We start from the raw sequence: 22,189 nt of genomic DNA on the forward strand, positions 1-22,189 counted from the left end.
TTTTGTCGCTGTGCCGCCATGTCGGTTGTAAATCGGGATTGACGCCCTATCATCCGCGCCATGCAACGGAATTCCAGTGAAAAGACCATGTCCATGAACACTGAAGGCAAGGGCCGGGCCGTCGTTATCGGCGCCGGTCTCGGAGGTTTGGCGGCGGCGATGCGCCTTGGCGCCAAGGGGTGGAAAGTGACGCTCGTCGACAAGCTCGACCGCCCCGGCGGCCGCGGCTCCTCGATTACTAAGGGCGGTCACCGATTCGACCTCGGCCCGACCATCGTCACCGTGCCGGACCGGCTGCGCGAGCTCTGGGCCGAGTGCGGGCGTGACTTCGACGCGGATGTGAAGCTGGTCGAGATGGATCCGTTCTACAAGATCCTGTTCCCCGATGGCGAAAGCTACACCGCCTACGGTGATGACGAGAAGGTCAAGGCCGAGGTGGAGCGGATCAGCCCGCGCGATGTGGAAGGCTTCCGCCATTTCATGTGGGATGCCCACGCGCGTTACGAATTCGGCTACGAGAACCTCGGCCGCAAGCCGATGCACAAGCTGTGGGATCTGATCAAGGTTCTGCCCACTTTCGGCTGGCTGCGCGCCGACCGCTCCGTCTATGGCCATGCGAAGATGATGGTGAAGGATGACCATCTGCGCTTCGCGCTCTCCTTCCATCCGCTCTTCATCGGCGGCGACCCTTTCCACGTCACCTCGATGTATATTCTCGTCAGCACGCTCGAGAAGAAATTCGGCGTGCATTACGCGATGGGCGGCATTCAGGCGATTGCCGATGCCGCGGTGAAGGTGATCGAGGCGCAGGGCGGCACGGTGCTGCTGAACACCGAGGTCGACGAGATCCTCGTGTCGCGCGAGGGCAAGGCCACCGGGATTCGCCTCGGCGACGGCAGCGAGCTCCCCGCCGAAGTGGTGGTCTCGAACGCCGATGCGGGCCACACCTACAAGCGCCTTCTGCGCAACACCACGCGTTGGCGCTGGACCGACGAGACGCTCGAAAAGAAGCGCTGGTCGATGGGCCTTTTCGTCTGGTATTTCGGCACCAAGGGCACGGCCAACATGTGGAAGGATGTCGGCCATCACTCCGTCGTCGTCGGCCCGCGCTATAAGGAGCATGTGAAGGACATCTTCATCAACGGCACGCTCGCCGATGACATGAGCCTTTACGTCCACCGCCCCTCCGTGACCGATCCGAGCGCCGCGCCGAAGGGGGATGACACCTTCTATGTGCTCTCGCCGGTGCCGCATCTGGGCCATGACAATGGCGTGGATTGGGACAAGGAAATGGAGGCCTACAAGGCCAAGGTGCTCAAGGTGATCGAGGAGCGGCTGCTGCCCGGCGTCGGCGCCAAGATCACCGAGGAAGTGGTGTTCACGCCGAACACCTTCCGCGACCGCTATCTCTCGCCCTTCGGCGCGGGCTTCTCGCTTGAGCCGCGGATCTTCCAGTCGGCTTGGTTCCGCCCGCACAATGTCTCTGAAGAGGTCGATGGCCTCTATCTGACCGGCGCGGGCACCCATCCGGGGGCGGGTGTGCCTTCGGTGATTGGCTCGGGGGAACTCGTGGCCGACATGATCGGCCCCGCTCCGGGTTTTGTCGCCACCGAGAAACCTGCGGTGAAACCGGCGCCCCCGCCTGTCGCGGCGAAACCCGCCCCGGCTGCGGCCCCGGCGCCCGAGCCCGCGAAACCGGCACCGGAAAAGGCGGCTGCGGTGAAGGCGGCTGCGGTGAAAGCGGAGGCCCCGAAACCGGCGCCCGAGCCCAAACCCGAACCGGTAGCGCCCGCGCCGCAAGCGGAAGCCGCGAAACCGGCTCCGGCGGCGGCCAAGCCTGCGGCGAAACCCGCGCCCAAGCGCGCTCCGCGTGGTAAGGGCCGGAAATGATCGCCCCGGAAGATATGGCGGTTTGCCGCGAGCTGATCCGCACCGGGAGCTATTCGTTCCATGCCGCCTCGCGGGTTCTGCCCGCGCGGGTGCGCGATCCGGCGCTCGCCCTTTATGCTTTCTGCCGCGTCGCCGACGATGCGGTGGATGAAGTCGCGGCCTCCGACAAGGGGGCCGCGGTTGCGCGCCTGAAAGACCGGCTCGACCGGATCTATGCCGGTCAGCCGCGCGATGCGGCCTCCGACCGGGCCTTTGCCTCGGTGGTGGAGGAATTCGAGATGCCGCGGGCGCTGCCCGAAGCGCTGATCGAAGGGCTCGAATGGGATGCCTCGGGGCGGCGCTACAAGGATCTCTCCGAGCTTCAGGCCTATTCGGCGCGTGTGGCTTCGGCCGTTGGCGCGATGATGTGCGTGCTGATGCGGGTGCGCGACCCCGATGTGATCGCGCGGGCCTGTGACCTTGGCCTTGCGATGCAGCTCACCAATATTGCGCGCGATGTGGGCGAGGATGCCCGCGCCGGGCGACTGTTCCTGCCGCTCGACTGGCTCGCCGAAGAGGGGATCGACCCGGAAGAATTCCTTGCCGATCCGCAACCGCTTCCCGGCATTTGTCGCTGCACCGAGCGGCTGATCAAACGCGCCGACATGCTTTACTGGCGTGCCGCGACCGGCGTGCGCTGCCTGCCGCTCGACTGCCGCCCCGGCATTTTGGCTGCGGGCCGGGTTTATGCCGCGATTGGTGATCAGGTCGTGCGCCGGGGCCATGACAGCGTGACGAGCCGCGCCTATACCTCCGGGCGGCGCAAGCTGGTGCTGATGGTCGGCTCGGTGTTCTCGTCGATGGGCTTTTCGCTGTTGCCGCGCTCGGCGCGGCTTCATGCAAAACCCGAGCCCGAGATCGCCTTCCTCGTCGATGCGGCATCGCGCAAGCCCGAAGGGCAGGATCGTGCCGAGCTTCTGATCGGCGCGATGATGGCGCTGAAGGCGCGCGACCGCGGGCTCGCCTGAGCCTGCGGCCTCGCGCCCGCGGGCTGCGACAAAACGTCAGGGCGCCCGATTTGAGCGGAACCTCGGGCGCCACAAGGGGTTATGGAAGGAACGTGCAACCTTCCCAACCGGAGGCCTCTGATGAGCCTGCCCCTGTTTTTTGTGTTCCTTGCTTCCTGCCTCACCGCTGGCACCACGGGTGCCGTGTTCAAGCCCAATACCTGGTATGACAGCCTCAACAAACCCGAGTGGACCCCGCCGAACTGGGTGTTCCCGACGGTCTGGACCACGCTCTACATCCTGATGTCGATTGCCGCGGCACGGGTGGCGGGGCTCGCGGGCGAGAATGCCGAGGTGGGCATGGCGCTTGCGCTCTGGGGCCTGCAGATCGGTTTCAACACGCTCTGGACGCCGATCTTTTTCGGTCTGCATCGTCTGGGCGGCGGCATGATCGTGCTGGTCGGGTTGTGGCTGACCGTGTTTGCCACCACGATCCTGTTCTGGCGCATCGACTGGGTCGCGGGGCTGCTGTTCGTGCCCTATGTGATCTGGGTGACCACTGCGGGTGCGCTGAACTGGAGCGTGTGGCGTCGCAATCCCAATGAGCCCGCCGTCACGCCGTAAGCGCCACGCCGTAAGTTCTGACGAGACTCAAAAAGCCCGCCTTGCCAATGCAGGGCGGGCTTTTCATGCCTGAGCGGCGTCTCAGTCCTTGAACGTCCAGCCCGCGCGGCGCGGCACGCGCACGGCAAGCATCGGCTTCAACACCGGCTGACGGAACCGCACGAGGTCGAGCGCCTCATGCATGCCCATGCTTATTTCGCCGTCGATCGTGGTTTCCATGAGCGCGCGCGAATAGAAAGGCGCTTCGAGAAGCGAGAACACGCCCTTCGGCTTTGCGCCCGGATCACAGCGGGTTTCGCGCCGCACAAACCAGGGCGTGCGCTTCATCTTCACGAGCGGCGGCGGGGTCTCCACCTCGCGCACCGAGCCATCGGGGTTGATCTGCACCGCGAGCGCGACCTTGGTGCCGTCGAGCCGGGTGGCATCGTAAAAGCAGACCGTGCGGTCCTTCAGCGGGAACCGTCCCCAGGTCCAGAAGGCGAAATCTTCCTCAAGCGCGCGGGAGCCGAAATTGGCGTCAAAATAGCCATGCCCGGTCCATTTGTGCCCGGGCGCGAGGTCGACCTCGACCTTGGCGATGGGGGCAAAGGGGCGCCAGGTGTGGCCGGCATCGGGGGTGAGGCGCACTTCGGCCTGCGTGACGGCCTGGGGCGTCAGAACGATCCGGCCCTTGAGCTTGCCGAGCTTGGGCAGGGCCCCCCATTCATCGACATCGATGATCAGTTCGGTCCCGGTCCAGGTGAGCTTCGACGGGCCGACCTCGAACGTGTCGCGGGTCTGGCGCAGTGCCGAGCGGCCGCGGTCAGTCATCGTGAAGCGGCCGTCACGGCCGGTCGTCACCAGGTTGATGCAGCAATGGTTCTGCGGCTCCTTGCGGCCCGACCAGCGATACCACGGCGAGAACACCGAGCCGATGAAGGCGATCATCGAAAACGCCTTGGTGCCATCGTCCGAGATGCCGTCGCAATACCACCAGGCGTAGCCGTTCGGCCCTACTTCGCGGCGGAAATCCGGTCCGCCGCCAAGGCCCTCGCCGCATGCCTGCCGGAAGTCAGCGCCATGGGAACCCCCGCGCCAGGATGGGTGCCCCCACCCGCCAGATAGAGCCCCTTCAGCCCGGTCCGTGCCAAAGGCCGCTGAAATGTCGCCAACACCCCCTCGGGTGAGCCCCCGTAGATCGCCCCCTGCGAGCCCGGAAACCGGCGCGACAGCAGCGCGGGCGTCGTCAGCCCCGGCGCGTCCGGCTCCGGTTCGAACCTCAGCCCCATCGCGGCCAGCGTCGGGAAGGTGCGTGCCCTGCATTGCGATTCCTCCTGCGGGAAGGGTTGGTGGCCCGCAGGCCCGTTCATGATGATCTCGAAGCGCTCGATCTCGGGGGGCGGGCTCGCCATCTCGCGGTCCTGCGCGCAGACATAGAGCGTCGGCTCTTCCGGCATCCGGCCCACGCCGATCGGGCCGAATTCAAGCTCCGGGTCGGCGCTGAAAAAGACGTTGTGATGAGCAAGCTCAACGCCCACGGGCTTCGCGCCAAAGGCCCAGACCCAGGCCGAAAGGCTCGGCTCGGGGCGGCGGGTATCCTCCATCGAGGCGCGCGCGGCATCGCCCAGAAGCCCGTCGCGCAAAGCCCCCGGATCGCCGTTGAACACGCAAGCCGAACAGGGGATCGAGGTGCCGTTCTCGATTTCCACCGCGACCACGCGGCCCTCCTTGCGCACGATCCGCTTGGCGCGGGAGTTGAAGTGGAACTTCACCCCCTTCCGCTCGGCAACACGCGCGAGCGCCGCGGCAACGCCATGCATCCCTTCCGCGATCGCCCAGACCCCTTGCACTTCGGCCTGCCAGATCAGCGAGAGCACCGCGGGCGTCTGGCTGGGCCTGCCGCCGACATAGGTGGCGTAACGGCCAAAGAGCTGCACCAGCCGCGGGTCGGAGAAATGGGCGCGCAAGAGGTCTTGCATCGTCAGTCCCGGGCGCAGGGCGCGCCAGAGTTTCGGGCGGGCCAGTGTGGCGGCGACGATTCGGCCAAGATCCGGCTTTGGCGCCGCGATCACCGAGCCCGAGAAGGCGTCCCACATCCCTCGCGTGATCCGGTCGAAGCGGCGGAATGCCGCAGCCTCCTTCGGCCCGAAGGCCGCCTCGATCGCCGCGATATTGGCCTCGAGATCGGTGAAAAAGTCGAGCATCGCCCCGTCGGGCCAGAAATGGCGCGCGAGCCGCGGCAGCGGAATCAGCGTCAGCTCGTCTTCCGTCCGGGTGCCGCATTCGGCGAAGATCGCATCGAGAACATGGCGCATTGTCAGCACTGTCGGGCCGGTATCGGCCAGCCCGGAGGGGGTTGGCACCCCGCGGGCCTTGCCGCCGGGTACGTCGCCCGCTTCAACAACCGTCACCTTGATGCCTTGCGCCGCGAGCCCCGCCGCTGCCGCCAATCCACCCATTCCGGCGCCGATCACCACGACGCCCGTCTCACCTTGCATTCCCGCGCTCCAAACATATCCCCGGAGGGTGCAATTTGTCCCATCCCCCGGGTGTAACTTTCAGTTTACACATGGAGGGGCGAATGCCAATGTCCCGAGTGACGCAGCGGAGGGCCCTTTCATGTCCATGATGGATACCCGTATCGAGACGGCGCTGAAAGCCGCGCTCTCCCCCGAGGCCCTGGCGGCTTGCCCGCCGCGGCTCGCCACCTCGCTGCCCTATGCGGTGTTTCCGGGCGGGGCGCGGATCCGCCCGACGATCCTGATGGCGGTGGCTACGGCCTGCGGCGACGACATGCCCGCGGTGAGCGACGCGGCCGCCGTGGCGCTTGAGTTGATGCATTGCGCGAGCCTCGTGCATGATGATCTACCCGCCTTTGACGATGCCGATATCCGCCGTGGAAAGCCCTCGCTGCACAAGGCCTATAGCGAGCCGCTCGCGGTTCTGGCGGGCGACAGCCTGCTCATCCGCGGCTTTGAAGTGCTCGCCGCCGTCGGGGCGCAATCGCCCGACCGCGCGCTCAAGCTCATCGCCAAACTCGGCCAGCTCTCGGGCGCCTGCGGCGGCATCTGCGCGGGTCAGGCCTGGGAAAGCGAGCCCGAGGTTGATCTGGCCGCCTATCACCAGTCCAAAACCGGCGCGCTTTTCATTGCGGCAACGCAGATGGGCGCGATTGCGGCGGGTGCCGAGCCCGAGCCGTGGTTTGATCTCGGGATGCGGATCGGCTCCGCTTTCCAGATCGCCGACGACCTGAAAGATGCGCTCGTCCCCGCCGAGGTGATGGGCAAGCCCGCCGGGCAAGACAGCACCCACCAGCGCCCGACCGCGGTGCAGACGATGGGGATCGCGGGGGCGACCAAGCATTTGCAAGACGTGCTCGCGGGCGCCATCGCTTCGATCCCGTCGTGCCCCGGGGAGGCGAAGCTCGCCCAGCTCGTGCAGCTTTACGCACAGAAAATCATGGATATCCCGGCTGCCGCTGACCGGAGTTGAGCCGTGGCCAAGGATGATGTCAGCGTTTCGAGAAGCGAGGCTGCGGCCGCGCCGGTGAAACCGCCTGCGGGCCCGGTGCCCGATCTGGGCCGTGAGGAACCGCCGCGCCCGCCGGGCAGGGTCGGCTTTTTTACCCGCATCGCGCTTTCGCCGCGGCTGCATGAAATCTTTGAGCGCATGCCGCTGATGAACCGCGTCACACGGCGCGAGGGCGTGGCGCTGTTCGATGTCGTCTCGGGCTTCGTGCAGAGCCAGGTTTTGCTTGCCGTGGTCGAGTTCCGGCTTTTGCACATCCTCGCCGAGGGGGCCTGGCGGCTCGAGCAGATCTCGTTGCGCTCGGGGCTGGCCGAAGACCGGCTTGCGGTTCTGTTGCAAGCCGCTGCCGCGCTCAAGCTCGTGAAGTTCCGCCGCGGCCTGTGGCATCTGATGCCGCGCGGCGCGGCCTTCATCACCGTGCCGGGGCTCGAATCGATGGTGCGTCACCATCCGGTCCTGTACCGCGACCTTTGCGACCCGGTTGCCTTCCTCAAAGGCCAGACCGAGCCGGAGCTTGCGGGCTTCTGGCCCTATGTCTTCGGTCCGCTCGCGCGGGAGGATGCCGGGCTTGCCGCGCGCTATTCGCAGCTCATGGCGGACAGCCAGCGCACCGTCGCCGATGATACCTTGCGGCTGATCGACCTGTCCAAGGCGAAGCGACTGATGGATGTGGGCGGGGGCACCGGCGCGTTCCTGCGTCAGGCGGCGGCGCTCTACCCCGAGCTGGATCTGACGCTCTTCGATCTGCCGCATGTGCTTGAGGTGGCAGACCGCTTCAGCCCGCGACTCACGCTCGCGCCCGGCTCGTTCCGCGATGACCCGATTCCCGAAGGGGCCGATGTCATCTCTTTGGTGCGGGTTCTGTATGATCATCCTGACAGCGTGGTCGAGCCGCTGCTGAAAAAAGTGCATGCTGCGCTGCCGCCCGGAGGCCGTCTGATCATCTCCGAAACCTTCGGTGGCGGCGAAAAACCGGATCGCGCCTGCGACGTTTATTTCGCCTTCTACACGATGGCGATGTGCTCGGGGCGCACGCGATCCCCCGAAGAGATCAAGCAAATGCTTGAAAAGGCAGGGTTCGTTCGGGTGACGAAAGCCCGCACCCTGCGCCCCTTCATCACCTCGGTGATCGAAGCCGAACGCGGATGAGCCCGCGCGGCCCGGCCCGGAAGGGGCCGGGCGGGGTCAGAAAGTCGCACGCCCGATTGCGTCGAAAGTGTCTAATCAAATTGACAGTCGGGCGTGTAAGTTTAATCATACATCTAGGCGTGATCTGCCCGACTCTCCGGCCCGATCGCGTCGGGAGTGAGAGATGGAAACGCAAGTCGTCATAATGTCCGGTCCGAAAGCGATCTCGACGGGCACCGCTGGACTGATCGACCCCGGTCCTTCGGATCTCGTCGTCGACGTCGCCTATTCCGGCATTTCGACAGGTACCGAAAAGCTGTTCTGGCTTGGCACCATGCCACCCTTCCCGGGCATGGGGTACCCTCTCGTTCCCGGCTATGAGAGTTTCGGAGAGGTTGTCGAAGCCGGCCCCGACACCGGCTTTCGACCGGGTGATCACGTCTTCGTCCCCGGGGCGAACTGCTACTCGGGCGGAGTGCGCGGATTGTTCGGCGGTGCCTCCAGGCGTCTGGTCACGGCAGCGTCGCGGGTCTGCCGCCTCGATGCCGGGATCGGCGCCGAGGGGGCGCTGCTCGCGCTCGCCGCCACCGCCCGCCATGCGCTTGCCGGGTTTGACAATGCGCTCCCCGATCTGATCGTGGGGCATGGCACGCTGGGCCGTTTGCTCGCGCGCCTCACCATCGCTGCGGGCGGCAAGCCGCCGGTGGTGTGGGAGATCAACGCCGCTCGCCGGTCCGGTGCGCAGGGCTATGAGGTGCTTGACCCGGCCGAGGATCCGCGCCGCGATTACAAGGCGATCTATGATGCCTCCGGGGCGCCCGGGCTGATCGACCAGCTCGTCGGCCATCTCGACAAACATGGCGAACTGGTGCTGTGCGGCTTTTATACCGTGCCCGTGTCCTTCGCCTTCGTGCCCGCCTTCATGAAGGAGATGCGCCTGCGCATCGCCGCAGAATGGCAGCCCGCCGACCTCTCCGCGACCCGGGCCCTGATCGAGAGCGGCGCGCTCTCGCTCGATGGTCTCATCACCCATCGCCGCCCCGCGGCCGATGCGGCCGAGGCCTACAGAACCGCTTTTGAAGACCCCGACTGCCTGAAGATGATCCTCGACTGGAGTAAAGCCGCATGAGCGACGCACCGAACCTGAGAGGATATGACGACCGGCTTCGGGCCGAGGCCTCCGAGGAGCCGACCATGGAACTACCCGACTTCCCGCCCACCAAGAAAACGCAGATCATCGCGATCTACGGCAAGGGCGGCTCCGGCAAGTCCTTCACGCTGGCCAACCTCAGCCACATGATGGCGGAGATGGGCAAGCGCGTGCTGCTGATCGGTTGTGACCCGAAATCGGATACCACCTCGCTGCTCTTTGGCGGCAAGAACTGCCCCACCATCATCGAGACCGCCGCCGCCAAGAAGGCCGCGGGCGAAGAGGTGAAGGTGAGCGATGTCTGCTTCAAGTCCGGCGGCGTTTTTGCCATGGAGCTGGGCGGGCCGGAAGTGGGCCGCGGCTGCGGCGGGCGCGGCATCATCCACGGCTTTGAAACGCTCGAAAAGCTCGGCTTCCATGAATGGGATTTCGACTTCGTTCTGCTCGACTTCCTGGGCGACGTGGTCTGCGGCGGCTTTGGCCTGCCGATCGCGCGTGACATGGCGCAAAAGGTGATCGTGGTCGGCTCGAACGACCTGCAATCGCTCTATGTGGCCAACAACGTCTGCAATGCGGTGGAATATTTCCGCAAGCTCGGCGGCAATGTCGGCGTGGCGGGCATCGTCATCAACAAGGACGATGGCACCGGCGAGGCGCAGGCCTTTGCCAAGGCCGCGAATATTCCGATCCTCGCGGCCATTCCCGCCGATGAGGATCTGCGCCGCAAATCGGCCGCCTATCAGATCGTCGGCACCAATGCGACGGCTTGGGGGCCGCTCTTTGCCGAACTCGCGCAAAACGTCGCCGATGCGCCGCCCCTGCGGCCGCGCCCGCTCAGCCAGGACGAACTCCTGAGCCTGTTTGAGGCGAGCGACGAGGGCGGGCATGTCGATCTCGTGCCCGCGACCGATGAAGACCTGCGGGGCGCCAATGCCGCGCCGAAGCAATCTCTGGAAGTGATCTACGACGATGTCTGAGAGCCAGGGCGCATATGGGCCGGGCGAAGGTAGCTGCGGCGCGGGAGACGAGCGGCTTCAGGCCGCCGCGCGCGCCGCGGGCAATGCCGAACTGCTCGAGCGCTTCGCCGCCGACTATCCGCAGGGGCCGCATGACCGGCCGCAAACCATGTGCCCGGCCTTTGGCTCGCTCCGTGTAGGGCTCAGGATGCGCCGCACTGCCACCGTGCTTTGCGGCTCGGCCTGCTGCGTTTACGGGCTGAGCTTCATTTCCCACTTTTACGGCGCGCGCCGCTCGGTGGGCTATGTGCCCTTCGACTCCGAAACCCTCGTGACGGGGAAACTCTTCGAGGATATTCGCGCCGCGGTGCATGAGCTGGCCGACCCGGAGCGTTACGACGCGATCGTCGTCACCAACCTCTGCGTGCCCACCGCCTCGGGTGTGCCGCTGCGGCTGTTGCCGAGCGAGATCAATGGCGTGCGCGTGGTGGGGATCGACGTTCCCGGCTTTGGTGTGCCGACCCATGCCGAGGCGAAAGACGTGCTTTCGGGCGCGATGCTGAACTATGCCCGGCAAGAGGCGATGGCCGGTCCGGTGCAGGCGCCTGCCTCGGGCCGGGCCGACCGGCCAACGGTCACGCTTCTGGGCGAGATGTTCCCGGCCGATCCGATGGTGATTGGCGGGATGCTCGCGCCGATGGGCCTTGCGGTTGGTCCGACGATCCCCTGCCGCGACTGGCGCGAGCTTTATGCCGCGCTCGACAGCAAGGTGATTGCCGCGATCCACCCGTTCTATACTGCCGCGATCCGCGAGTTCGAGGCGGCGGGGCGGACCATCGTCGGCTCGGCTCCCGTGGGCCATGACGGCACGATGGACTGGCTCGCCAATATCGGCAAAGCCTACAACGTGGCGTCCGAGCAGATTGCCGCCGCGCAAAACGCGTTCGGTCCCGCGATCAAGGGGGCGATTGCCAATGCGCCGATCAAGGGGCGGATCACGCTTTCGGGCTATGAGGGCTCGGAGCTTCTGGTCGCGCGTCTCTTGATCGAATCCGGCGCCGAGGTGCCTTACGTCGGCACCGCACTTGGCCGCACCCCCTGGAGTGCCGCCGACAAGGACTGGCTTGAGGCGCGCGGCACGGTGGTCAAATACCGCGCCAGTCTCGAAGATGACTATAAAGCGATGGAAGCCTTCGAGCCCGATCTCGCCATCGGCACCACACCCGTGGTGCAGAAGGCGAAGGAAATGGGCACGCCCGCGCTTTACTTCACCAACCTCATCTCGGCGCGCCCGCTCATGGGCCCTGCCGGCGCGGGCAGTCTTGCGCAGGTGATCAACACCGCGATGGGCAACCGCGAGCGTATGGTCTCGATGAAGGCCTTCTTTGCGGGGGTGGGCACGGGCGATACCGCCGGGATCTGGGAAAACGAGCCGGTGCTCCATCCCGACTTCCGCGAAAGCCAGCGCAAGAAACAGGAAAAAGCCGCCCGTGTGGCCAAGGCCGAGGAGATGATCTGATGCTCATCCTCGACCATGACAGGGCAGGGGGCTACTGGGGCGCGGTTTATGCGTTCTGCGCCGTCAAAGGCCTGCAGGTGGTGATTGACGGTCCGGTGGGCTGCGAGAACCTTCCCGTGACCTCGGTTTTGCATTACACCGACGCGCTGCCGCCGCATGAACTCCCCATCGTCGTCACCGGGATCGGTGAGGAAGAGCTTGGCCGCGAGGGCACGGAAGCGGCGATGAGTCGGGCGTGGAAAACGCTCGACCCGCATCTGCCCGCCGTGGTGGTGACGGGCTCGATTGCCGAGATGATCGGCGGCGGCGTGACGCCGCAGGGCACGAACATCCAGCGCTTCCTGCCGCGCACCATCGACGAAGACCAATGGCAATGCGCCGACCGCGCGATGACCTGGCTGTTCACCGAATTTGGCATGACCAAGGGGCGGATGCCCGGCGAGCGTGTGCGCCCCGAAGGGGCGAAGCCGCGGGTGAACATTCTTGGGCCGATGTACGGCACCTTCAACATGGCCTCGGATCTCGCGGAGATTCGCCGTCTGATCGAGGGAATCGGGGCCGAGGTGAACATGGTGTTCCCCTTGGGCGCGCATCTGAGCGAGATGCGCAACCTCGTGAATGCCGATGTGAACGTGGTGATGTACCGCGAGTTCGGCCGCAACCTCGCCGAGAAGCTCGGCAAGCCCTATCTGCAGGCGCCGATGGGCCTTGAGGCGACGACGAAGTTCCTGCGCACGCTCGGCGAGCTGACGGGACTCGACCCCGAACCCTTCATCGAGCGCGAAAAACACACGACTCTGAAGCCGCTGTGGGATCTGTGGCGATCGGTCACGCAGGACTTCTTTGGCACCGCTTCCTTCGGCGTTGTCGCGAATGAGACATATGCGCGCGGTATCCGGGCGCTTCTTGAACGCGATCTGGGCCTGCCCTGCGCCTTTGCCGTGCCCCGCGTGGCCGGAAAGAAGACGAATAACGAGGAAATTCGCGGTTTGATCCGCCAAACCCGGCCTCTGGTCGTGTTCGGCTCGATCAACGAGAAGATTTATCTCGCCGAAACCAAGGGCGGGCATGGGCCTGCGGCCTCTTTTGTGGCCGCCTCCTTCCCCGGAGCGGCAATCCGCCGCGCGACGGGCACCCCCTTCATGGGCTACACAGGGAGCGTCTACTTGCTGCAGGAAGTCTGCAACGGCCTGTTCGACGCTCTGTTCAATATCCTGCCGCTCGCCTCCGAAATGGACAGCGCCGCGGCAACGCCTACCACCTTGCGTCGCGACATGCCTTGGGATGTGGATGCGCAAGTGGCACTTGACCGGATTGTGAGTGAACATCCGGTACTTACGAGGATTTCAGCGGCCAAGTCCCTGCGGGATGCGGCCGAGAAAGCAGCCCTTGATCAAGGGGCGGAACGTGTCGTGCTGGAGATGGTCGAAGCCCTGGGCGGGCTCGGGCGCTCCGAGAAGAGGGGGGATACCAAGTGAACAGCAACGAGATCCGCGCTCATGGGGTGTCGCATGGACACCGTGCCCCCCGGCCCGAATACACGCTTTATTTCTCGCTCATCCTGATCGTCGCGATGCCCTTCGCGCTGATCGGCTGGGTGAACCGTCTTGTCCGTGATCGTCGTCTGCCCGAGATGGGCCCGTTTGCCCGCGCCTGGCGCGAGGCGACCGAGATCACGCCCGAGATCTTCCGGCCCTGAGCCGGACGGAATTTCCAACGGGCGCCAGCGCCCTGCGGATGTGAGTTCTCCATGGGCGGGATGAGCCCGGCCATGGCGGAAATGCGGGATGGTATGGTGCCATCTCGTCTACCCGGCCGCAGGGGTTGCGGCGTCAGTCTGCCAATCCGGAGGTTGTTATGGCTGATAAGAACGACCTGAGCTTCACAGGTCTTACCGACGAGCAGGCGCAGGAACTGCATGCCGTCTATATGAGTGGTCTCTCGGCGTTCATCGCCGTTGCGGTCCTTGCTCACCTGGCGGTCTTCATCTGGCGTCCGTGGTTCTGAGGAGAATCTGAAAATGTCCAAGTTCTACAAAATCTGGCTCGTTTTCGATCCCCGTCGCGTGTTCGTGGCGCAGGGCGTGTTCCTGTTCCTCCTCGCGGTGCTGATCCATCTGATCCTGCTCTCGACCCCCGCTTTCAACTGGCTCACCGTCGCCACCGCCAAACATGGCTATGTGGCCGCTGCTGCCGAATAAGCGAGACTGAGGCGTTGCGGGCGGGGCGCATGCCGTCCCGCCCGCGACCATACCGCAAGACGCAACCCATCGGCACGATCCGGAGCCTTTCGCCGGGCTAAGGACCGTCCCGCAACAGCGGAGACACGGGCATGGCTTTGCTCAGCTTCGAACGAAAATATCGCGTGCCGGGCGGCACCTTAGTTGGCGGGAACCTTTTCGACTTCTGGGTCGGACCCTTCTACGTGGGGTTCTTCGGGGTCACCACCATCTTCTTCGCTGCCCTTGGCTTTCTTCTGATCCTGTGGGGGGCTGCGCTGCAAGGCACGTGGAACCCGCAACTGATCTCCATCGTGCCGCCGTCGGTCGATGTGGGCCTTGGCATGGCCCCGCTCGCCCAAGGTGGCCTGTGGCAAGTGATCACCGTCTGCGCCATCGGCGCCTTCTGCAGTTGGGCGCTGCGTGAAGTGGAGATCTGCCGCAAGCTGGGCATCGGCTACCATATTCCGATCGCCTTCTCGATGGCGATCTTCGCCTATATCACGCTGGTGGTGATCCGCCCGGTGATGATGGGTGCTTGGGGCTATGCCTTCCCCTACGGGATCTGGACCCACCTCGACTGGGTTTCGAACACCGGCTACACCTACGGGAACTTCCACTACAACCCGTTCCACATGGTGGGCATCTCGCTGTTCTTCACCACTGCCTGGGCTCTGGCCATGCACGGCGCGCTCGTGCTCTCGGCGGCGAACCCGGTGAAGGGCAAAACGATGCGCTCGCCTGACCATGAGGACACCTATTTCCGTGACCTCATCGGCTACTCGCTCGGCACGCTCGGCATTCACCGCGTCGGCCTGCTGCTCGCTCTGAATGCGGTGTTCTGGTCGGCGGTCTGCATGCTGATCACTGGCACCATCTACTTCGATCTCTGGAGTGACTGGTGGTACTGGTGGGTGAACATGCCGTTCTGGGCCGACGTCGCGGGAGGCATCAATGGTTGAGTATCAGAACTACTTCGCTCAGGTGCAAGTTAAGGGGGAACCCGAACTCGGCCTGAAGGAGCAGGTGGACCTCTCCGAACGTACCGGTGCCGGCTTCATGAGCATCCTGGGCTGGATGGGCAACGCCCAGATCGGTCCGATCTACCTCGGCATCGCGGGCACCGTCTCGCTGGCCTTCGGGATTGCCTGGTTCATGACCATCGGCTTCTGGTTCTTCTACCAGGCGGGCTTCAACCCGGCCGTGTTCATGCGCGACCTGTTCTTCTTCAGCCTTGAGCCGCCGCCGGTCGAATACGGCCTCGGTCTCGCTCCGCTGGGCGAAGGTGGCGTGTGGCAGATCGCGTCGCTCTTCATGGCGATCTCGGTCATCACCTGGTGGATCCGCGTCTACACCCGCGCCGACCAGCTCGGCATGGGCAAGCACATGGCCTGGGCGATGCTCTCGGCAATGTGGCTCTGGTCGGTTCTCGGCTTCTGGCGCCCGATCATGATGGGGTCCTGGAGCGTGGCTGTGCCCTACGGCATCTTCTCGCACCTCGACTGGACCAACCAGTTCTCGCTGGACCACGGCAACCTGTTCTACAACCCCTTCCACGGTCTCTCGATCGCTTCGCTCTATGGCTCGGCCCTGCTGTTCGCCATGCACGGCGCGACGATCCTTGCGGTCAGCCGCTTCGGCGGGGAACGGGAACTTGAACAGATCTGCGACCGCGGCACCGCCTCGGAACGCGCCGCCCTGTTCTGGCGCTGGACGATGGGCTTCAACGCCACCATGGAAGGTATCCACCGCTGGGCGCTGTGGATGGCGGTTATGGTGACGCTGACGGGCGGTATCGGCATCCTGCTCTCGGGCACGGTCGTCGACAACTGGTACGTCTGGGCCCAAAACCACGGCTATGCGCCCGTGACGCCCTGAGGAGATAGTGACCATGTTCGGCAAACCCTTGTTCGACAAACCCTATGACTTCAACAACAGCTCGAAGTTCACCATGGGGATCTGGATCGGCCGTCAAATGACCTGGGGAGCGGTGCTCGCATCGATCTTCGTGGGCTTCCTGCTTGGCCTGTTCCTCGTGTCTTACGCCGTTGGCATGTTCCTGCCGGAACGTTCCAAGCAAGCGCCTTCGCCCTACACGGCTCTCGAAGTCGTCTCGGTCACCGAAGTCGCCTGATCGCTTTCCCGGCCGGCCGCGCTTGCGCGTGGCCGGCCGGGTTCCGTTTCCGGACCCCTGTCCGGAAGTTGGGGCCCCCACAGGTCCCGATCCCTTCCCTGTTCAAACAGGCACCTGGTGCCGTGCGGGCGCGCCCCTCGGCACCATTTTTCAAAGACCGCTCATCGGAGGACGCAACCATGAGCACCAAGACCCCCACCCCCCATCTTGACCGCGTCACCGGCCCGGCCGATCTCAAGGGTATGAGCACCGCCGAACTCACCGCGCTCGCCGGCGAAGTGCGCCGCGAAACGGTCGAGATCGTCAGTCAGACCGGCGGTCACCTCGGCTCCTCGCTTGGCGTGGTTGAGCTGACCGTGGCGCTCCATGCCGTGTTCAACTCCCCCGGCGACAAGCTGATCTGGGACGTGGGCCACCAATGCTACCCCCACAAAATTCTCACCGGGCGGCGCGACCGCATGCTGACACTGCGTCAGGCGGGCGGCCTTTCGGGCTTCACCAAACGCTCGGAAAGCCCGCATGACCCGTTTGGTGCGGGCCATTCCTCGACCTCGATCTCGGCCGCCCTTGGCTTCGCAGTCGGTCGGGAGCTGGGCCAACCGGTCGGCGACACGATCGCGATCATCGGTGATGGCTCGATCACCGCGGGCATGGCCTATGAGGCGCTCAACCACGCGGGCCACCTGAAATCGCGCATGTTCGTGATTTTGAACGACAATGACATGTCGATCGCGCCTCCCGTCGGGGCGCTCCAGCATTACCTCAACACGATCGCCCGGCAGGCGCCCTTTGCCGCGCTCAAGGCTGCCGCGGAGGGGATCGAGATGCATTTGCCGGGCCCCGTGCGCGACGGCGCGCGGCGTGCCCGCCAGATCGTCACTGCGATGCCGGGTGGCGCGACTTTCTTTGAAGAGCTGGGCTTTGATTACATCGGCCCGGTGAACGGGCATGACATGGGCGAGCTGGTAGAGACGCTGCGCGTGGCCCGCGCCCGCGCCTCGGGGCCGGTGCTGATCCATGTCTGCACCACCAAGGGCAAGGGCTATGCCCCCGCCGAGGGCGCGGAAGACAAGCTCCATGGCGTGTCGAAATTCGACATCGAGACCGGTCAGCAGAAGAAATCGGTGGCGAATGCCCCCAATTACACCGCCGTATTTGGCCAGCGCCTGACCGAGGAAGCCGCGCGTGATCCGGCGATTGTCGGCGTCACCGCCGCGATGCCCACCGGCACCGGGCTTGATGTGATGGGCAAACGTTTCCCGAGCCGGGTGTTTGACGTTGGCATTGCCGAGCAGCACGCGGTGACCTTTGCCGCCGGGATGGCGGCGGCGGGGCTCAAGCCCTTCGTTGCGCTTTATTCGAGCTTTGTGCAGCGCGCCTATGACCAGATCGTGCACGATGTCGCGCTGCAAAATCTCCCGGTGCGGCTGATGATCGACAGGGCCGGGCTGGTGGGGCAGGACGGCGCCACCCATGCCGGTGCGTTTGACGTGTCGATGCTTGCGAACCTGCCGAATTTCACCGTGATGGCGGCGGCGGATGAAGCCGAGCTTTGCCACATGATCGTCACCGCCGCGGCCCATGATCAGGGGCCGATTGCGCTGCGCTATCCGCGCGGTGAGGGCCGGGGCGTCGAGATGCCCGAGCGCGGCGAGGTGCTGGAACTCGGCAAGGGCCGGGTGCTGCAGGAGGGCACGGATGTCGCGATCCTGTCTTACGGCGCGCATCTGGGCGAGGCGCTGAAGGGCGCGGAGCTGCTCGCGGCCGAAGGCGTTTCTGTCACCGTGGCCGATGCCCGCTTCGCGCGCCCGCTCGACACCGATCTGATCGACCGGTTGATCGACGCGCATCCGGTGCTGATCACGCTCGAGCAGGGCGCGATGGGCGGGTTTGGCGCGATGGTGCTGCATTATCTCGCCCGCACAGGTCAGCTTGAAAAAGGCCGGGCGATTCGCACCATGACGCTGCCCGACCACTTCGTCGATCACGGCGCGCCGAACGAGATGTATGCTTGGGCGGGCCTCACCGCCGCCGACATCTGCAAGACTGCGCTCGCCGCGCTGCGCCCGAGTGCTGCACGACATCAGCTCCACAGCGCCTGAGATGCGCGCCGGATCTCAGATCCGGCGCAAGTCTGCCTTGGCCACCAGCCGCCCGGTGGCCACGCCGCCGGGCGCGCCGCCCCGCGGCTCCTCGGTAATCGCAAGCGTCGCATTGGCAATCCGGTCGCGCAGAGCCGCCGGGATCGGCATCGCCGCCTGCCCGCGGCGTGGCATCACGCCAAGCGAGATGGGAGCAGCCTCTCCGGCAATCAGCCAGAGCTCGAAATCGCGCCCCGAGGCGGGTTCGGAGCCGCCCATCGAGACCCGCATCTCGCCGGTTTTCTCGTTGTAAAGCGCGGCGAGGCGCACACTGCCATCGACCGAGATCATGTCGGAGACCCACATCCGGCCCTGGGTCGGCATCAGCGGTTCGCCGAACCACAGGATCGCGCCGAGAAAGGCGGCAGAGAGCGCCGAGGCGCCGGCGAGCCAGCGCCACAGCCCGGAGCCCGCAGGGGCCGGTGATCCATAGGCGCGGGCCTCGATCCCCGCCCAGAGCCGGGTCGGAGGCGCGACCGGGCGCACTTCCTCGGCCAGCGGATCGAGCCGCGCCTCCCAGCGGGCCACCTCGCGCGAAAAAGCCGGATCGGCCACGATTCGCCGCGCCGCCGCCTGCCGTTCGCCCAGGGGCAGGGTGCCCAGCACATATTCGCCCGCAAGGGCAATGTCTTCTGCCGTGAGCTCAGGCATCTCCGAGGCACTCCCGGAGCGAGATCAGTGACCGGCGCAGCCAGGATCGCATCGTGTTGAGCGGCACTTCGAAACGCTCGGCCAGCTCGAGATAGCTCTCCCCCTCGACATAGGCGCGCCGCACCGCCTCTGCCCGCTCGGGCGCAAGCCCCTCCATGCAGGCGGCAATGCGCCGCCCGTCCGAGGCGCGGATCGCCTCCGCCTCGGGCCCGGGCGCAAGGCTTGGCAGCGCTTCGAGCACCTCGACATCCGCCGCATCACCGCGCCGCGCCCGCAGCCGGTCGATGCAGAGATTGCGCGCCACGGCGTTGAGCCAGGCCGAAGGGCTTGCCACATCGGGCGCATACCGGTCTGCGTTGATCCAGATTTTCACGAATACATCCTGCAAGGCATCCTCCGCTTCACGGCGGTCCTTGAGGAGACGCAGGCAGATCGCAAAAAGTTTCGCGCCCTGCGCAGAATAGAGCGTCGAAAAGGCGACCCGGTCGCGGAGGGCCACCCGCGCCAAGAGCGCGGCGAGTGCTTCGCCCTGCGATTGTGCCCCTTTTGCCATGCCCTCTCCGATGAAATGCGTGCAGTACGCTTATGCACGTATATTTTTGCGTGCGCGTGCAACCTTTCGCCGGTTATCGCGTATTCTCACATGGGACAATCGCACAGGCGAGGCAAAGGTGACAACCGGAACGAAGCGGATTGCGGTGATCGGCGCGGGCATCTCGGGGCTCGGCGCAGCCTGGCTGATGCGGGGGCACGAGGTCGTGGTGTTTGAGGCCGGGCGGCGGATCGGTGGCCACGCGCGCACGATTGCGGCTTTCGGGGCGATGGTCGACACGGGGTTTCTGGTGTGCAACCGGGTGACCTATCCGCTTTTCACAGCGCTGATGGACAGTCTGGAGGTGCGGTTGCAAGCCGCGCCGATGAGTTTTGCCGCGAGCTTCGGTGATGGCGCCTATGAATATGGCACGGCGTCCGCCCTCGACATGTTCCGCCAACCCCGACGGATTTTTGACCGCTCGCACTGGCTCATGATCCGCGATATCCGCCGCTTCATGGCGGAGGCGCCAAAAATGGCCGGGCTGGGCGGCTCGATCGGCGAGGTGATCGCGGAACTCGGCCTCGGACGCGAGTTCCGGGATCGCTTTTTGATGCCGATGTCCGGGGCGATCTGGTCGACGCCGCCGCGTTTCATGCTCGATTTTCCGGCCGACCGGTTTTTGCGCTTTTTCGCGAGTCACGGGCTGATGGGCGAGGGACCGCGCCCGCAATGGCTGACGGTGACGGGCGGCGCTTCCACTTATGTCGAGGCGCTTGCGACCGCCTGCGGCGCAGAGATCCGCCGCTCCTGCCCGGTGCAACTGCTGCGCCGCGGCCCGGGCGGGGTGACGGTGGTGAGCCCGCGCGGCGAGGAACGCTTCGATCAGGTGATCCTTGCGACCCATGCGCCGCAGGCACTGCGGCTTCTCGCCGATGCCGATGCGACCGAGACCGCGGTGCTTGGCGCGCTTTCCGTCGAGCCGAACCGGATGGTGCTCCATTCCGATCCGGGCTTTCTGCCACGCCGCCGCGCGCTCTGGTCCTCCTGGAACCATGTCACCGCGGCCCCCCCGGGCGGGCTGCGCAACCGCCCCATTTCGCTCAGCTACTGGCTGAACCGGCTGCAACGGGTGGAAACCCCTGCGCCGCTTATCATGACCCTCAACCCAGAGCGCGAACCACAGGCGATCCATAACGAGGCGACGCTGTCGCATCCGCAATTCGATGCCCGGGCGCTTGCGGCGCTTGAGCGGCTTGGGGAGATCCAGGGCCGCGGCGGGATCTGGTATACGGGTGCCTGGACGCGCTACGGCTTCCACGAGGACGGGCTTCTTTCGGCGCTCAGGGTCGCGCAGGCGATGGGGCGGGACTGGCCGCTCGGCCCGGACCCCTGGGCTGCGGAGATGCCCGACTGGGTGCGCCGTCCGCGCAGCGCTGCAGGGCTTGCCGCATGAAGGATGCGCTCGCGCTGATCACGTTCGCGCTGGCTTTGGCCTTTGCGGCGGCGCCTGTGCTGACCGAGGGGTTTCGAGGCTTTACCCCGGGCCAGTTTCCAGTGCCCTCCGACCGCTGGCCGGTGGTTCCGGCAGGATGGGCCTTTGCGATCTGGGGGGTAATTTATTTGTGGTTGGTGGCCGGGGCCGCCTGGGGGCTGGTGCGCGCCCGCACCGCCCCCGCCTGGCAGGCAATGCGCGCGCCGCTGTGCCTCAGCCTTGCGATCGGTGTCCCCTGGATCTGGGTGGCGAACCTTCAGCCCGCGGCGGCCGCGGTGATGCTCGTTTTCATGGCCGCGACGGCGATTGCCGCCTTTCTCAAGGCACCCTCCGGCCCGTGGGCCGCCTGGCCGGTCGGGCTTTATGCGGGGTGGCTGAGTGCGGCGACCGCCGTGGCCTTTGGTGTGGTGCTGCCGGGGCAGGGGGTGCTCGCGCCGCACAGCGCCACGTTCGCGGCGCTTGCGGGGCTGCTGGGCGCAGCGCTGCTGGTGACCTGGCGGCGCAGCGATGTGCCAAGCTATGCCGCTGCGGTGCTCTGGGCGCTCTGGGGTGTCATCGTGGCCAATATGACGGCGGGCGATCTGCCGGTGAGCTTCGCAGCGGCGCTCGGCATGGTTGCGCTCATCACGGTTTCAATTCTGCGCAGGAGGGAGATGCAATGAAGGTTCTCACAATGGCGACGGCGCTGCTCACCGGCTTTGGTGCTTTGGGCGCAGCCTCGAAGCCCGCGCCCGCGGCCGATGCGCCGAGCTTCACCTTCGTCTCGATCGAGGGGGGCACCATCGATACGGCCGATTTTCGCGGACATCCAGTTCTGGTGGTCAACACCGCCTCGCTTTGTGGTTTCACCCCGCAACTCGGAGGGCTGCAGAAATTGCATGAGGAATTCGGCCCGAAAGGGCTCGTAGTGCTTGCCGTCCCCTCCGACGATTTCAAGCAGGAACTCGACAACGCCAAGGAAGTTTCTGAGTTCTGTACGCTGACCTACGGCATCACCTTGCCGATGACCGATATCACTCACGTGAAGGGGGAGGCGGCGCATCCGTTCTACAAATGGGTGAAAAGCCAGACCGGCTTTGTGCCGCGCTGGAATTTCAACAAAGTGCTTCTGGACGGCACCGGGAATGTCGTCGACACTTGGGGCTCGCTGACGCCGCCGGGCGCGGATGCGATCCGCGATGCGATCGTGCCGCTGCTGCCGGGAGCCTGAACGCAACCGGAGGCGAAACGAAAAGGCGCCGGAGAGCCCCCCGGCGCC

22 protein-coding genes and 1 pseudogene are annotated in these 22,189 nt (G+C 65.6%); 19 read left to right on the forward strand and 4 right to left on the reverse strand.

The window, feature by feature from the left end; all coding sequences use genetic code 11:
* Positions 1–87 precede the first annotated feature (87 nt).
* From CRO22_RS07465 to tspO, 3 genes and pseudogenes are all read left to right on the forward strand, one after another.
* Positions 88–1,635 (forward strand): annotated as a pseudogene (locus CRO22_RS07465) (phytoene desaturase); the annotation flags it as partial.
* Between the two features lie 251 nt (positions 1,636–1,886).
* Complete coding sequence (gene crtB, locus CRO22_RS07470) at positions 1,887–2,897, forward strand: 15-cis-phytoene synthase (protein ID WP_097069500.1); 1,011 nt, start codon at positions 1,887–1,889, stop codon at positions 2,895–2,897.
* 120 nt (positions 2,898–3,017) lie between these two features.
* Positions 3,018–3,500 (forward strand): tryptophan-rich sensory protein TspO, encoded by a 483-nt coding sequence (gene tspO, locus CRO22_RS07475; RefSeq protein ID WP_097069501.1) that lies wholly within the window; start codon positions 3,018–3,020, stop codon positions 3,498–3,500.
* 81 nt (positions 3,501–3,581) lie between these two features.
* Here the strand turns inward: tspO and crtC are convergent, their stop codons facing one another.
* Together crtC and crtD are read right to left on the reverse strand one after the other, a co-directional pair.
* Positions 3,582–4,427 (reverse strand): carotenoid 1,2-hydratase, encoded by an 846-nt coding sequence (crtC, locus tag CRO22_RS07480; RefSeq protein WP_097069502.1) that lies wholly within the window; start codon positions 4,425–4,427, stop codon positions 3,582–3,584.
* 65 nt (positions 4,428–4,492) lie between these two features.
* Positions 4,493–5,977: a 1-hydroxycarotenoid 3,4-desaturase CrtD gene (crtD, locus tag CRO22_RS07485; RefSeq protein WP_097069503.1), complete on the reverse strand. Its 1,485-nt coding sequence runs from the start codon at positions 5,975–5,977 to the stop codon at positions 4,493–4,495.
* Positions 5,978–6,098: 121 nt separating this feature from the next.
* Here crtD and CRO22_RS07490 point away from each other — a divergent pair, with 121 nt between their 5' ends.
* The 13 genes from CRO22_RS07490 to dxs all read left to right on the forward strand — a co-directional run bounded on the left by CRO22_RS07490 (position 6,099) and on the right by dxs (position 18,214).
* Positions 6,099–6,971 carry a polyprenyl synthetase family protein gene (locus CRO22_RS07490; protein ID WP_245860910.1) on the forward strand — a complete coding sequence of 291 codons (873 nt, stop codon included), beginning with the start codon at positions 6,099–6,101 and terminating at the stop codon, positions 6,969–6,971.
* 75 nt (positions 6,972–7,046) lie between these two features.
* Positions 7,047–8,156, forward strand: a complete 1,110-nt coding sequence (locus tag CRO22_RS07495) for a methyltransferase (RefSeq protein WP_394341484.1) — start codon at positions 7,047–7,049, stop codon at positions 8,154–8,156.
* 163 nt (positions 8,157–8,319) lie between these two features.
* Positions 8,320–9,264 carry a chlorophyll synthesis pathway protein BchC gene (gene bchC / locus CRO22_RS07500; protein WP_097069505.1) on the forward strand — a complete coding sequence of 315 codons (945 nt, stop codon included), beginning with the start codon at positions 8,320–8,322 and terminating at the stop codon, positions 9,262–9,264.
* The gene (locus CRO22_RS07505) at positions 9,261–10,262 is read left to right on the forward strand and encodes a chlorophyllide a reductase iron protein subunit X (protein WP_097069506.1); all 1,002 of its coding nucleotides are present in this window, start codon (positions 9,261–9,263) and stop codon (positions 10,260–10,262) included. The genes bchC and CRO22_RS07505 overlap by 4 nt, the downstream gene beginning before the upstream one ends.
* On the forward strand, positions 10,255–11,760 hold the full coding sequence (gene bchY / locus CRO22_RS07510; protein ID WP_097069507.1) for a chlorophyllide a reductase subunit Y: 1,506 nt from the start codon (positions 10,255–10,257) through the stop codon (positions 11,758–11,760). The genes CRO22_RS07505 and bchY overlap by 8 nt, the downstream gene beginning before the upstream one ends.
* On the forward strand, positions 11,760–13,238 hold the full coding sequence (bchZ, locus tag CRO22_RS07515; protein ID WP_097069508.1) for a chlorophyllide a reductase subunit Z: 1,479 nt from the start codon (positions 11,760–11,762) through the stop codon (positions 13,236–13,238). Before bchY ends, bchZ begins: the two co-directional genes overlap by 1 nt.
* A complete protein-coding gene (gene pufQ / locus CRO22_RS07520) occupies positions 13,235–13,459 on the forward strand; it encodes a cytochrome PufQ (protein ID WP_097069509.1) in 225 nt (74 codons plus the stop codon). Before bchZ ends, pufQ begins: the two co-directional genes overlap by 4 nt.
* Before the next feature lie 158 nt (positions 13,460–13,617).
* Positions 13,618–13,767: a light-harvesting antenna LH1, beta subunit gene (gene pufB / locus CRO22_RS07525; protein WP_097069510.1), complete on the forward strand. Its 150-nt coding sequence runs from the start codon at positions 13,618–13,620 to the stop codon at positions 13,765–13,767.
* A gap of 13 nt (positions 13,768–13,780) precedes the next feature.
* On the forward strand, positions 13,781–13,960 hold the full coding sequence (gene pufA / locus CRO22_RS07530) for a light-harvesting antenna LH1, alpha subunit (protein ID WP_097069511.1): 180 nt from the start codon (positions 13,781–13,783) through the stop codon (positions 13,958–13,960).
* A 131-nt stretch (positions 13,961–14,091) separates the two neighbouring features.
* Entirely contained in the window at positions 14,092–14,940 is an 849-nt protein-coding gene (gene pufL / locus CRO22_RS07535; RefSeq protein WP_097069512.1) for a photosynthetic reaction center subunit L, read from the forward strand.
* Positions 14,933–15,856, forward strand: coding sequence for a photosynthetic reaction center subunit M (gene pufM / locus CRO22_RS07540; RefSeq protein ID WP_097069513.1), 924 nt, complete (start codon positions 14,933–14,935; stop codon positions 15,854–15,856). The genes pufL and pufM overlap by 8 nt, the downstream gene beginning before the upstream one ends.
* 13 nt (positions 15,857–15,869) lie before the next feature.
* Positions 15,870–16,112, forward strand: coding sequence for an RC-LH1 core complex protein PufX (gene pufX, locus CRO22_RS07545; RefSeq protein ID WP_097069514.1), 243 nt, complete (start codon positions 15,870–15,872; stop codon positions 16,110–16,112).
* A gap of 179 nt (positions 16,113–16,291) precedes the next feature.
* A complete protein-coding gene (gene dxs / locus CRO22_RS07550; RefSeq protein ID WP_097069515.1) occupies positions 16,292–18,214 on the forward strand; it encodes a 1-deoxy-D-xylulose-5-phosphate synthase in 1,923 nt (640 codons plus the stop codon).
* Between the two features lie 15 nt (positions 18,215–18,229).
* On the opposite strand, the gene CRO22_RS07555 is transcribed toward dxs, so the two are convergent.
* Positions 18,230–18,904 carry an anti-sigma factor gene (locus CRO22_RS07555; protein WP_097069516.1) on the reverse strand — a complete coding sequence of 225 codons (675 nt, stop codon included), beginning with the start codon at positions 18,902–18,904 and terminating at the stop codon, positions 18,230–18,232.
* Entirely contained in the window at positions 18,897–19,457 is a 561-nt protein-coding gene (locus CRO22_RS07560; RefSeq protein ID WP_097069517.1) for a sigma-70 family RNA polymerase sigma factor, read from the reverse strand. Before CRO22_RS07560 ends, CRO22_RS07555 begins: the two co-directional genes overlap by 8 nt.
* Before the next feature lie 118 nt (positions 19,458–19,575).
* Between CRO22_RS07560 and CRO22_RS07565 the strand changes: the two genes are divergently transcribed.
* From CRO22_RS07565 to CRO22_RS07575, 3 genes are read left to right on the forward strand one after another with little or no spacing between them, the layout of a single operon-like run.
* Complete coding sequence (locus CRO22_RS07565; protein ID WP_245860911.1) at positions 19,576–20,892, forward strand: NAD(P)/FAD-dependent oxidoreductase; 1,317 nt, start codon at positions 19,576–19,578, stop codon at positions 20,890–20,892.
* Positions 20,889–21,593 carry a tryptophan-rich sensory protein gene (locus tag CRO22_RS07570; protein WP_097069519.1) on the forward strand — a complete coding sequence of 235 codons (705 nt, stop codon included), beginning with the start codon at positions 20,889–20,891 and terminating at the stop codon, positions 21,591–21,593. Before CRO22_RS07565 ends, CRO22_RS07570 begins: the two co-directional genes overlap by 4 nt.
* The gene (locus tag CRO22_RS07575; protein WP_097069520.1) at positions 21,590–22,141 is read left to right on the forward strand and encodes a glutathione peroxidase; all 552 of its coding nucleotides are present in this window, start codon (positions 21,590–21,592) and stop codon (positions 22,139–22,141) included. Before CRO22_RS07570 ends, CRO22_RS07575 begins: the two co-directional genes overlap by 4 nt.
* Positions 22,142–22,189: the final 48 nt, after the last annotated feature.

The organism is Rhodobacter maris, assembly GCF_900217815.1.
Classification (GTDB): domain Bacteria; phylum Pseudomonadota; class Alphaproteobacteria; order Rhodobacterales; family Rhodobacteraceae; genus Rhodobacter; species Rhodobacter maris.